Origin of the sequence: Okeania sp. SIO3I5 (assembly GCF_010672085.1) — a bacterium.
GTDB lineage: Bacteria > Cyanobacteriota > Cyanobacteriia > Cyanobacteriales > Microcoleaceae > Trichodesmium.
Genome location: NZ_JAAHHT010000041.1, coordinates 1 through 12,425, shown reverse-complemented (window position 1 = coordinate 12,425; position 12,425 = coordinate 1). Strand labels below are relative to the sequence as shown.

The following is a 12,425-nucleotide window of genomic DNA, read 5'->3' as shown; positions in this document are numbered from 1 at the left end:
AGTAAAATTTAGTTCTCACCACAATAAATGCTTATAAAAGGCAGTTTCCTCATACAACTGACTACTAGCAGCAGCTCAACTATTTATTGAAAATATTTATCATACCTGGTATTATATCTATTTAGTTAGGGCGAGCTGAATAATTCCGAAAACATTACCTGGAAAGTTGAGCTTTTTCTTTCTGAAAAAAGTGCAAGATTATCACATTTTTTTTTGTATGAATAACCTTGTACCTCTATCAGAAGTAGGATGAAAAAAAATCCGATATTTTTTCTACCTGTGACTTGCTTCGGTTTTTCATATTCCTGCTGATTTAGACTCCTGAATTCTTAATCCTGAATTATATTCACCTGCCAAATACCTTTTCAGAAAGACCTATTTTTTTACCGAATTATGATTTACTGAACCCCCAATTTACACTTATGCTAAATACACAAACAATCATTTCAATTTTATTAGTATTTGTTCCTATTTCAATAGCAGCTAATGTTATGGAATTAAGTTCATCAGTTATCTTCATTACATCTGCTATAGCAATTATTCCCTTAGCAGGTTGGATGGGTACAGCGACTGAAGAAATTGCAGTTGTTCTTGGTCCTAACTTAGGTGGTTTGTTAAATGCTACATTTGGCAATGCTACAGAATTAATTATCGGTCTTATTGCTTTAAATGCTGGTTTAGTAAGCGTAGTTAAAGCAAGTATCACTGGTTCTATAATTGGTAACTTATTGTTAGTAATGGGTTTATCAATGTTTTTAGGTGGGCTACGTTTCAAAGAACAAAAATTTCAGTCAGTAGTAGCCCGTTTAAATGCTTCAGCAATGAATTTAGCTGTAATTGCCATCTTAGTTCCAACAGCAGTAAATGCAACTTCCGATGGTATTAGTGAAAATACAATGCAAAATTTATCTGGTGCAGTAGCAATAGTATTAATTACTGTTTATATACTCACTTTATTATTTTCCATGAAAACTCACTCTTACTTATATGAAGTAGGTGTAGCAGGAAGCGAATCACAGGAGTTAGATTCTAATAGTGAATCAGAAGAAAATACCGAACATAAACCTAATTTGTTATTGTGGATTTCAGTTTTATTAATAGCAACTTTAGCAGTTGCATTTGAATCAGAATTACTGGTTGATTCTTTAGAAGAAGCTACTGCTACTTTAGGATTAACTGCTTTATTTACTGGTGTAATTGTAGTGCCAATTATTGGTAATGCTGCCGAACACGCTACGGCAGTAACTGTTGCTATGAAAAACAAGATGGATTTGTCTGTTTCAGTAGCAGTAGGTTCTAGTTTACAAATTGCTTTATTCGTCGCACCTGTATTAATTCTGGCTGGTTTATTACTAGATCAACCAATGGATTTGAATTTTAATCCTTTTGAATTAGTAGCAGTAGTAGTGGCAGTATTAATTGCTAATTCTGTAAGTTCTGATGGTCGTTCTGACTGGTTAGAAGGAGCTTTATTATTAGCAGCTTATGCAGTTTTAGGACTGGCCTTTTATTTCCACCCTGTGATTGAAGGATTGGCTTAGAGTTTTTGACATCCTCTCCGGCCTAAAGCCTACATTCCGCATGACAAAACGTAGTATAGAATCAGGAGTCAGGAGTCGTAGGGGCTTTCCAGCCCTTTGCTTCGCATAACTATCGTTAACGCCCGTACAGGAGACAGAATTTAGGAGAAAATCATAGCTGCCGTGATTGAGTAATCAATCAGATCAGTATTTATGCTTAATTTTTGACTCGTAATTTGATGAACGAAAAAAGTAATTGAGATAATTTGTCTAGTATTGTAAAGTTTTATTAATTTTATAGAAAAACATAGGAAAACAACTAAAAATATCTTAGACTGAGAAAGGATTGCAGAACAGCTCGTTAAATGTTTACAGGAGGGATAATACAGTTAGTAGAACATACTATTATTAAAAAAAATCATCTGGTGTCAAATACAAAGAGTCATGTCAATGTTCGTTTAAATACCGATCAGAAAAGTAGTCCCAAACGCTTTTAGCAATGGGATAGAGGGTGTTGTAGTTCACCCCGTTAAGGTAACACTTAATTAAAACTAAGTCGAATATTTTTCTATAGATTTAGTAACTATAAATACTTCAAGAAAGCTACGGATTTTATACTAATTTTTATGTTACAAATTGAAGTTAGGCATAAAGTCAAGTTTTCCAACAACTGGAAAAAAGCGCAACTCAGAATAGCTCAGTTACTTGGGCAGGATAGCTGACATCAGGAAAGATACATTGCATAAACTAACTACCTCAGCAGGCTAAAAACCACAGTCAAATAGTAATAGAAGACCTTAATGTCTCAGGAATGATGGCAAATCATAAGTAGGGGCAAATGGCCATTCGCCCCTACAGGCTATTGCTGATATGGGTTTTTATGAGTTTCGTAGGCAATTAAAGTACAAGTGTGAGTTATTAGGTTGCTGAGTTAATCATCTTTGATAGATGGTTTCCTAGTTCTAAAACTTGCTCTAGGTGTGGAACTGTTAAAGAATCTCTGTCTTTATCAGAGCCCGTTTTCAATTGCGAACACTGCAATTTTAGCTGCGAACGAGATTTGATAAGAGCGTTAAATTTAGCTATGGGGGGCAGTGAGAGCTATGCTCCGCCTTCGGCGAACGTCCGTGACAGCTTGTGGACTGGATAACGCCGACGTTACCATGTGGGAAGCAGGAATAGAACAGATAATCATAGATTTCTATAGATTATCGTAGGTTTCTAAGAACGGAGAAAGAGTATGCTAGCTAGGCAAAACTACTTAGGGTTTGCTAAAAAAGTCTTTTAGTAGGGGTAGGGGATTAGGGGAATAGGGGATTAGGGGAGAATTTTTTTGCCCAACAATGCCACACAATGTTAACTTTTTGAGCATGAAGAGCTGAAAATCAGGTACTTTTTCAAGAACTAAAAAGGCTAAAACCTTTATCTGTAAATACTTTTAGGTTTAATCAGCAAGCCCTACTTAAGTCCCAAAAAAAAATAATTATTCAATACACTTTTTCTCAGAAAAAAACCTCTCAAAGACTTGCCCATAACTTGTCTATTTTTTGATAGATGTTTATAAAGCATATAGCAACCAAAATAGGTTAGGACATTTATAAATGCTCAAACTCAGCCAGGAATAATTTTAAATTTTAAATTTTTGCACGGGTGCGGCAGGATTCGAACCTGCGACTCGCGACTTAGAAGGTCGCTACTCTATCCAACTGAGTTACGCACCCAATTATTATGTGTCAGAAATTGATGTTGTATATCAATTATTATAGTCGTTTAAGATAATATTGGGTTTAAAGAAACAAAAATTTTTCTCACTAACAAGATTGCTGGTTTAACCAGGCTCACTGCAATTAAACACCTTCCGATATCTAATTGTTCAAATATTTCTTTTCCAAAGCCTTTACCTATCATAAAAAACATTCCACTTACTTCATTTCATAAGTTTGTAGACTTATCAAGTCTGGTAAAGTTCACGCCCCCAAAAAACTTTCTTTCTGTGTTAAAGGCATACTTTAGATTATCTTATATGGACAAGCTAACTAGACAAAAATCCCGTAACTCTACTCTGAAAATTGCTAATACTATTCACAGCAATAGTTAGGTTTTTAGAGTAGTCTAATACTTTTAGTTATTTTCTAACTATAACATAAAGTCCTTATAATACCAAACTGTAAAAAAAAGAATATTATGAATATCTTGCCCTTAAAGGCATGGGTGTTTCAAAAAGCAATAAGTTATACCAATCGCAAAAAAAAGAATATTACAAATTGCCGAAGAAAAAAGGTAATACCAATTTACTCAAAGATCGCTACACATCATATCTCAAGAATGAAATCATCTTAATTTTTCGGTAAGTGTGAAACCATCTTGTTTTAAAGGCTGGTGGAAAACGACGGGCGCGGGTTTTACCCTCCGCTGCCTTGACATCTATGAAAGTTTTCGCAACAATATGTATTGTACAGCGAAAACCAAATCATGTTTATTTAACCCAAAAAAACAAAATTAGAAACTTGTCTCGCCAAGAATTTAAAGCCTTGAGAGACTGTTTGTAAAAGGAATATTAAATCCAGGCGTAGGGTGGGGAGGGTAAGGCGGCAGTAACGCGTGAATCGTAACCAAAATTTAACTTGACGCCGTAACCCACCGAACATTAAGCATTCTGGCAGTCTTAATCTTTAGTTGTGCATTCAGTCTATGAGGTAATTGTGCAGATTGTCCAAAAATATGTATAATGTAGGACTTTATTCTGTCAGGCAATTCTATTTTGCTGAGGGTAGATATCTCAGATACGAGTCAAATTACCATTACTGCAAAGATAATGAAAATTATCGGCTACTTCAAACTGATATTGCACAACAAACTTTAAAAGTTGTAGATAGGTCTTTTAAGTCGTTTTTTAACTTAGTCCAAAAATCTCAAGAAGGACTTTATCGGTTTGAGCAAATACGATTACCTAGATATCTAAAGAAGGAAGGTTATTTTCCTTTAATAATACCCAGAATTAGGGTGAAAGATGGATATTTTAATATCCCAATGTCTAGGAATTTTAAGGATAAATATGGTGTAGTAAAAATCCCTTTTCCTGAAAGATTAGCAGATAATAATCTCAAGGAAGTTAGAATAATTCCTAGATTTAATGCTAGATTTTTTGAAGTTGAATTTATTACAGAAGATGAACCACAGCCAGTAGTAAAATCTGATAATGCACGCTTCTATAGACCTTAGCTTAGAAAATCTAGCTGCGTTCCATGCAACGCAGCTTGTGTATTAAACAATGGGTCATCGTTTATTTTGGACGGTAGAAAACTTAAATCAATTAACCAGTGGTTCAACAAAGAAAATTATAGGTTGCAGTCTATAAAAGATAAGCAAGCCATTAAAGGTTTAACCAAAAAGCAAGTAAACATTATAGTAAATCGAAACAATAAAGTTAGAGATTACTTAAATAAAGCTGCTAGATATTTAATCAACTGGTGCAGTGAAAACAAAATATCTACTATTGTTGTAGGTGTTAATCCAGGGATGAAAAAAAATATCAACTTAGGCAAAAAAACTAATCAGAAGTTGGTACAAATACCACACAATATTTTTAGGTTCAAACTAAAAGCTATGTTTCATTAATGGATAATGGATAATGAATAATGAATAATGGATAATTACCTCTCCATAAAAGGTAGATGATTTACTAAAAGGGAAAAAATTATTTGTTTCTCCTTGAAAGGGGAGACCAATCCAACTGAATTATTTAATTATTAATTATTAATTATTAATTATTCAGAGGAATCTTATACGTCTAAAGCAAGTTTTCTAGACAAGGATTAAGATGCCTGTTTACAATGCTGATAATCCAACTGAATATAGTTTTAGTGGCAAACGAATACAGCGTGGTTTGTACAAAACTAAGTAAGGAAAATTGATAAATGTTGATGCTAACGGTGCTGCAAATATTGGAGCCAAAAGTAACCTGAATGGGTTTATCCCGGACAGACGCTTAGCCATCTTTGACTATGCCATTAAGGGTAAAATTTGACCGAGTGAAGTCACTTCAAATTGATGACCCTTAAGAATCCACGCGACTTTAGTCCGTGGAGTGTCAAATATAATCTTAATATCAGATAGAGAATGTAGCCTAAGTTTATGAAATTCGTAGAAAAAAAGAAGAAAGGAAAATGATAAATTTTGTCCCTCAGAAGGTATCTGTAAAATAAATCTAAAGAAACGCTTCAAATATCTCTACTTACTGGGTTACAGCGGTCAGAGAAATCTCCAGAGTGATTTTGTAAGATTATTGCCCCCTAACCCACCCTACATCAAGGCTTAATTTTTGATTTTTATAGATACCCTCTCAATCAAATCAAGAACTTTATACAAAAAATCAACAGTTATAATCAAGCTCCTTGATTTGTATCAAACATTTATCAAACTGCTATTAGAGATGGGTACCTGCTTAAAAAGTTTGGAAATGGAAAAATGAAAAAAAAAGGGATTGATATTCTCCCCCATTAACCTTATGGGTATAATAGTTGATTATAATTTGATCCACCCAACTTATCAGCCAACCTGTCAATCAACTGAGAGAGATTGATATGTCCATAAGCATTGCTCATTTCCAGACTATAAAGTTTAGGGTTGTCCCCTTTAGTTATATCAACTATATCAAGGTTGAGTCTCATTAATTAGGCATAATAAAAATGTTATTCTCTATTTCAAGATTGAATATTCCAAATTGCCGTCTATTCCCTAATATCCTTATATCTACCTTTGGTGGAGGATAGTCAATAGGAAGTAGAGGATGGAGTTTCAGTTGTGATATAGACTTGAATGCAGCCAAGAATCTACTAGCTATGGAGGGCCGTTAGATTTCTGATCCGAAACAGGTGCTTCGCGCCAGCGTTGCTAATCAAACACCCGTCACAAACTTTAGACTGGTGAGTGCTTACACTTCCAGAACGGAGCAGAAACAGAAATAGACAGTCACTCAGTCAGATCGTCATAGATTTTACTGATTTTTGTAGGTTTCTGATAACGGATTACAATTATACCAAAAGTACCCCAGATGATGATGGAAGTCTAATTAAAGTCTCATGTTTATTCTGAAAAGGCAAGATGTTGAAATTACAAGTATTACACACCCAAAACGGGATCAAAAGATCCCTATTCTTAATTATCAAGGACAAACTTTTCGCCTAATCAATGTCTTTAAGGCAGAGCAAGCTGAAGAAGCGAGAGCTTTCTGGCGGGATTTAACAGATAATCATGGTAAAGCTTGTGTTTTACTAGAGGAACCTGACCGATATAGTGTTTGGGGTAAAATTCGCTTGGATCAACTTGCCAGCGAAGACTCAAAAGAGGATGAAACTGTTACTTATGCTTGTATTCAGGGTTGTTTGTTGCTGGTACAAGCAGTTTACTTTGATGTAGAAGATTTACTGGGCAATAGACAGGCCAAGTCCTTTCAGAAGGATTTTAGCAAAGTCCTTAAGGGAAAAAACTTTCCTGATATAGATTCTGCCGATACAATTAAAGCTTTATTGACAGACGATCCTCTGACAAAATTACAACTACCTTCCTGGCGGGAAGTTCACCTTTATACTTTACTGCAAGAAGTCCATCGTTTAGGGGAAGAATATTTTGGTAATTCCAATTTTGCTGAAGGTATTGATGAAATCCTAGAACCTATGGCTAATCCTGAGAGAACTCAGTTTATGGCTTGGCTGAATCAATTTCCTGAAGGTAAAAAATGGGCAGTAAAGTAATTTTAACAGCTTATAAACAGAAGCATTAGTTTTTGATGAAAACTAAATATTGATATTAGTTAATCTAAATGTAACAAAGTTACATAATTAAGTTTTACTAAAAAGCCAGCTTGAGATAAATGTATGTTTTAGAGTAGGGATGAACACTAGAAATCCGTTTCAGCCAGTCGCCGACATGAATAACTTAGACTACTAAATTTGTCCTGTTATCTGGTATAATTAACAAGAATATTTTACTTTATAAAAGTGTATGCTTGTCAGCAAGTTTTAGTTGGTTGAAATGACAAATTAATTGCCATTTTAACATTCTTATGTGAACAGTAAAATAAAATAACTAACAATAGAATAGATTATTCTTATTCGAGAAAGTTATATTTTAAGGCTGGCTTTGCTAATGGAAAATTTGACTTTGAAAAAGTCTACAAAAACAATAATCACTATAGAGTTGTAAACTCACAAGCAACACAAAAAATACTGAAAACTATAACTGAATCATTTAGGTCTTAATTATGATAATATTGCCAATTAAATCAATCAAACCTTGGTAAAATCAAATAAATATCAACTATCAAAGAAAATCAACTTCAAGAAGATCGATCAAATAAGCTCAGTGGGATTACTGTAAAGGGCAACCATAAAATCCTTAATGGTATTAACAAAGCTGTTAAAATAGTAATTAATCATTAACTTAGAAAATTACATAAGATGATCTTTAAATAGCATTTTTAATTAATGTTGATTTTTTCTGATTTTTATTGATATATGTAAAATTAATCAATATTGACATCATTAATTTAAAAAAAAATGAAATGTCGATTTATTAACCCATAAATCCCTAAAGCTAGCACTATTTTTTCAATTTTATCAGTCTATTTTTCCCTTGTGAAAATAACCTTGATAAATCAATCTGAAAATACAAGTAAAAGTGTTGACAAATGGGGATAAAATATCTGTTAAAAGTAACGTTTGATGAAAATATTCCTATGAGCAGCACTTCAGAAAAATCATCTACCCTTACTAAGTCCTTATTTTCAGCCCAGACTATTGTAATTACAGGTCTTGTCTGGGGTGTACTAGCCCTATTATTTTTTCTACTATTTAGTGTACCTCTACCAGGGGAGGAATTACCATCCTGGTATTCTTATGGCACTTATATATTTGAACTAGGGGCTTACTTAGTAGCCAGTATAATTTGCTTGAGAAACTGGCAAAGTCCTCAAATGGTTAGTGGTCGTAATGTTTGGATGGGTATTGGTTTAGGATTGTTATTTTACTTTATTGCTGGTGTTGTGTTTGGTTGCTGGGAACTAATCTGGGAATTAGACCCAGATGTATCATTGGCAGATATATTTTACGTTTTTTCCTACATATTCTTAGGTTGGGGTATGACCTTAGCTGTAACTTCCAAAAGGCTAAATTTAGAAGTTTGGCAGTGGGTAGTTTTGTTGGTAGTGGCAGTTGGAGGAGTTGCTTTGGCTGTTTGGGTAGCCGATCCTTCACTTTTTGGCCTATTGCCTACGCCAGATGCTACAGCTTTGGAAGAGGTAGATATAATAGAAGAAGTATCGGCTAATTTAGCTCCATCTTGGGTTCTTGCTCTAGATGAGAAATTAGAACCTTTTTCTTATAGCTTGAATTTATTCTATATTATTGCCGATGTATTTCTACTAATTATTGCTACAGCCTTACTTCTAGCTTTTTGGGGAGGACGTTTTTCTCAGTCCTGGCGGATGATTGCTGCTGCTACTTTTTCACTATACATTGCTGATATGTATTTTAAGTGGGCAGATACTCAGGCGGCTGGAGAATATGAATCTGGAGGTCTATTGGAGGTATTTTTTGTGTTTACTGCGATTCTATTTGGAATAGGCGCAGTCCTAGAATATGATATCTCAACTCGTTCTCGCCAGAGTAGACGTAGTAGACGCAGTAGTTCTTCTTGACATACTCCCGATAATGTGCTTTGGTGACACCCCAGGATTCTTCAACTCTATATATATTTGTTATACAGAGGTGATGTCCTCCCCCCGTTTCTCTAAAAAAAGTACAAGAATGCAGGGTAAACTCAATAAATAATACTAGCTTTCATCCTAGCGTTGCTCATGGCGCGAACAAGGACGACTTCCCCCTAAGGAAGTCAAACCTAAAGTATCTTCTCTAAACCATAAATGAGTTTGGTTAAAGATTGGACTTTACGAATGGCTAACAAAACTCCGGGCATATAGCAAGACCTATCTGTTGTATCATGTCGTAAAGTGTAAATTTGACCAGGCCCACCAAATATTACTTCTTGATGAGCAATTAAACCTGGTAAGCGTACACTATGGATACGGATTCCTTCATCTGCTAAACCACCTCTAGCACCTTCTATTTTCTCTGTTTCTTCCACATTGGGCACATTGTAGCTTTTTCCTAATTCTGATAACATTTCTGCAGTTTTAATTGCAGTTCCACTAGGAGCATCAGCTTTTTGATTGTGGTGCAACTCAATAATTTCTACATGGTCGAAATGCTGGGAAGCGGCGATCGCTGCTTGTTGAAGCAAAACCATACCAATAGAGAAGTTGGGAATTATTAGGGCACCAATACTGGCTTTTTCGGCAAATTCGGCCAAATCTTGAATTTGTGCTTGACTCAGACCTGTAGTTCCGACGACAGGTCTGACTCCATAAGCAATAGCAGAACGGACATTTTGATAAACGCTATCTGGGTGAGTAAAGTCAACCATTACGGCAGGTTGTTTTTCCTGAGCTGCCATTACTAAAATCCCCTCTAAATCGTTAAGAATTGGTATTTCTAGAGGACCACAACCAGCTATCTCACCAATATCTTGACCTATATATTCTGGTTGACGCTCTATTGCACCAAACAGAGTCATGTCACTAGCATTTGCGACAGTTTTTATTACTTCACGACCCATCTTACCTGCTGCACCACTGACAATTATTGGAATAGAAGTTTGGCTGATCATAATTTTAATTGATTAATACATAAAAAGAAGATTGGCATTGAACTGCTCCTCGCTACTACGTTGAGCTAGGGGTTTCTGACGCTTTTTTGTCTATAGCGCTTCATGGTTCTGGAATTAGTAGATCCCTCCTATAGAGGTTTCCTGTTCCTTAATTTGGGCAAAGTCTATATTTTAATACTATTTTGAAAAAAGAATGTAAAAAAAAGTTCGCGATCGCCGATCAATCATGCAATTTTGAGTTGAACAAAAAGTCATGTGTGGAGGCGAGTTACCCCAGTTAATCTTTATGATATCACAAAAATTGTGTGGATGGAAGCCAAAATCTTTTGACGCGCCGATTTTTTAGGAGCTTCATAAAATGAAAATGTTGGTGGTTTTCTATTCAGGCAGTGATGGAAAGATTTGATGATCGAAAAACAACTTTTTGTTGGAAGCTTCAGAAGATGAAAATATTTTTGGCATTGATTGTTTGTAGGGAAAATTCGTGAATACTTGATTATGCCTGAACCAGAAAATTTAGTTGAAAAAAGAATGTAAACAAATTCGCGATCGCTGATAAATTATACAATTCTTGGTTGAATAAAAAGTCATATGCATGGGCGAATTACCCCAGTTAATATTTATGATATCACAAAAATTGTGTGGATGGAAGCCAAAATCTTTTGACGCGCCGTTTTTTCTACGTAGCTCTCAGAAAATGAAAATGTTGGTGGTTTTCTATTCAGGCATTGATGGAAAGATTTGATGATGGATAAACAAGTATTTGTTGCAAGCTCCAGAAGATGAAAATATTTTTGCCATTGATTGTTTGTAGGGAAAATTCCTAAATACCTGATTGTGCCTAAACCAGAAAACTTAGTTGAATAAAAAGTCATGTGTATGGGCGAATTACCCCAGTTAATATTTATGATATCACAAAAATTGTGGTGATGGAAGTAAAAATCTTTTGACGCGCCGATTTTTTAGGAGCTTAAGAAAATGACAATGTTGGTGGTTTTCTATTTAAGGATGGATGGAAAGATTTGATCGTGGGAAAAATCTGATTCTAATCTTAAAAGTAAGAGAGCATGAGAGGATTTTTCAATCTTTTTCTGCAAGTGCCTAATTTCCACTCCCGACTGTCTCTCAAAAATTTAATCCTAGACAAAGATACCATAAGGTTTCTATAACCGAGCTTTTTTGAGTTGCACTTTTTTCCATAAGGAGCGAAAACTTGACTTTATATCAGTTTAGTTATTGTAGTCTAGATAGTTTAGACTAGCTTTGTTGTAGATTAGGCATACACAACCCAATCTTCTACACAGAAAATTTTCTGGCTCAGAAGTTTGGTAAAATTTAACTGATGGAGAGTTTGAGGGGCTATAAGTCGCGCGCTCTATCTGAAAGATGAGCCTCGGGATACATGGACCCCTCAAGCAGATTTTTTCCGGGATTGAACGGAAAAAATCTGCAACAGTATAGATATAGAGCTATAGAGTAATCCCGACTGTGTTAGAATTTTTGTATGACTCTAACCATCAACTATCGTTATCGACTTCACCCCGACCCCATCCAAGAGCAAACTATGCTCCATTGGTTGGAAATATCTCGCAAAGTGTACAACTATGCCTTGCGGGAAATCAAGGATTGGGTGAATGCCCGTAAGTGTAGTTTGAACTATTGTTCCCTATCAAAAGAATACATCATCCCAGCTAACAAGTCTTTTCCAACCTACTACAACCAGCAAAACGCACTGCCCCTGGCCAAAAAAGCATTCCCAGAACTCAGAGAAGTTCCCTCTCAAGTTCTGCAAACTACAATTCGTAGATTGCACGATGGTTGGAATTATTTCCAGCAAAGAGGGTACGGCTTTCCTCGCTTTAAGAAGTTTGGCCAAATAAAGTCCATGCTGTTTCCTCAATTTAAAACTAACCCGATTACAGGTTGGCAGATTTCTCTCCCCAAGATAGGAAAAATACCCATCAACTTGCACCGACCTATTCCAGAAGGTGTTGTAGTCAAGCAAGCAAGGGTATTAAGGAAGGCAGATAGGTGGTTCGTAGTACTCACGCTCCAGTCTGAGGTATCGAGACCAGAAGCTCAACCTCACGGAGAAGCGATAGGTATAGATTTGGGTTTGGAGAAGTTTTTGACAACCTCAGATAGAGAGTTTATTGAGAGACCCCGATTTTTGACATCCTT

At 35.5% G+C, this 12,425-nt stretch carries 7 protein-coding genes, 1 tRNA gene and 1 pseudogene; 7 read left to right on the top strand and 2 right to left on the bottom strand.

Going from position 1 to position 12,425, the window contains the following annotated elements:
- Positions 1-422: 422 nt before the first annotated feature.
- Positions 423-1,541, top strand: a complete 1,119-nt coding sequence (cax, locus tag F6K40_RS12245) for a calcium/proton exchanger (protein WP_293136087.1) — start codon at positions 423-425, stop codon at positions 1,539-1,541.
- Between the two features lie 913 nt (positions 1,542-2,454).
- Positions 2,455-2,670: a zinc ribbon domain-containing protein gene (locus tag F6K40_RS12240; protein ID WP_365671199.1), complete on the top strand. Its 216-nt coding sequence runs from the start codon at positions 2,455-2,457 to the stop codon at positions 2,668-2,670.
- A gap of 497 nt (positions 2,671-3,167) precedes the next feature.
- Here F6K40_RS12240 and F6K40_RS12235 read toward each other — a convergent pair.
- Positions 3,168-3,241, bottom strand: a tRNA-Arg gene (locus F6K40_RS12235).
- 1,000 nt (positions 3,242-4,241) lie between these two features.
- On the opposite strand from F6K40_RS12235, the gene F6K40_RS12230 reads away from it, so the two are divergent.
- From F6K40_RS12230 to F6K40_RS12215, 4 genes and pseudogenes are all read left to right on the top strand, one after another.
- Positions 4,242-4,742, top strand: a complete 501-nt coding sequence (locus F6K40_RS12230; protein WP_293136085.1) for a hypothetical protein — start codon at positions 4,242-4,244, stop codon at positions 4,740-4,742.
- 42 nt (positions 4,743-4,784) lie between these two features.
- A pseudogene (locus tag F6K40_RS12225) lies at positions 4,785-5,138 on the top strand (transposase); the annotation flags it as partial.
- A 1,463-nt stretch (positions 5,139-6,601) separates the two neighbouring features.
- Complete coding sequence (locus tag F6K40_RS12220) at positions 6,602-7,273, top strand: Npun_F0813 family protein (RefSeq protein WP_293136082.1); 672 nt, start codon at positions 6,602-6,604, stop codon at positions 7,271-7,273.
- A gap of 983 nt (positions 7,274-8,256) precedes the next feature.
- Positions 8,257-9,216 carry a hypothetical protein gene (locus F6K40_RS12215; protein WP_293136154.1) on the top strand — a complete coding sequence of 320 codons (960 nt, stop codon included), beginning with the start codon at positions 8,257-8,259 and terminating at the stop codon, positions 9,214-9,216.
- Between the two features lie 200 nt (positions 9,217-9,416).
- Here the strand turns inward: F6K40_RS12215 and dapB are convergent, their stop codons facing one another.
- Positions 9,417-10,244 (bottom strand): 4-hydroxy-tetrahydrodipicolinate reductase, encoded by an 828-nt coding sequence (gene dapB, locus F6K40_RS12210; protein WP_293136079.1) that lies wholly within the window; start codon positions 10,242-10,244, stop codon positions 9,417-9,419.
- 1,504 nt (positions 10,245-11,748) lie between these two features.
- On the opposite strand from dapB, the gene F6K40_RS12205 reads away from it, so the two are divergent.
- Positions 11,749-12,425: RNA-guided endonuclease InsQ/TnpB family protein (locus tag F6K40_RS12205; protein WP_293136076.1), on the top strand; the 677-nt coding region annotated here is incomplete at its 3' end.